This is a genomic window from Geminicoccus flavidas (assembly GCF_009806515.1).
GTDB lineage: Bacteria > Pseudomonadota > Alphaproteobacteria > Geminicoccales > Geminicoccaceae > Geminicoccus > Geminicoccus flavidus.
Map to the genome: position 1 here is coordinate 1 of NZ_WUJP01001141.1, position 620 is coordinate 620.

Annotated in this window: 1 pseudogene; it reads left to right on the plus strand. The window is 43.7% G+C overall.

Annotated elements, in window-relative coordinates:
- Window positions 1-7: 7 nt before the first annotated feature.
- A pseudogene (locus EQG76_RS31480) lies at window positions 8-620 on the plus strand (IS1380-like element IS612B family transposase); the annotation flags it as partial.

The following is a 620-nucleotide window of genomic DNA, read 5'->3' on the forward strand; positions in this document are numbered from 1 at the left end:
ATATGACATGGCAAAAATACAAATTAAATCTGAGAAACTCACACCTTTTGGAGGAATTTTTTCAATCATGGAGAAATTTGACTCCATGCTTTCACCCGTTATCGACTCAACACTGGGTCAGAGATGCAGCAGTATCTTCGGATATCAGTTCAGCGAGATAGTCCGTTCGCTGATGAGCGTTTATTTCTGTGGCGGCTCATGCGTGGAAGATGTAACGTCACAACTGATGCGCCATCTCTCGTATCATCCTACCCTTCGTACATGCAGCTCTGATACCATCCTCAGAGCCATCAAGGAACTGACACAGGAAAACATCTCCTATACTTCCGACCAAGGCAAGACCTATGATTTCAATACTGCAGACAAACTCAACACATTGCTTATAAACGCTTTGGTTTCTACAGGCGAGTTGAAGGAAATTGAGGAATACGATGTTGACTTTGACCATCAGTTCCTTGAAACGGAGAAGTATGATGCAAAACCGACCTACAAAAAGTTCCTCGGCTACAGGCCTGGCGTATATGTTATCGGTGACAAGATAGTCTATATCGAGAACAGCGATGGTAACACGAATGTGCGTTTTCATCAGGCAGACACCCATAAGAGATTCTTCGCTCTTC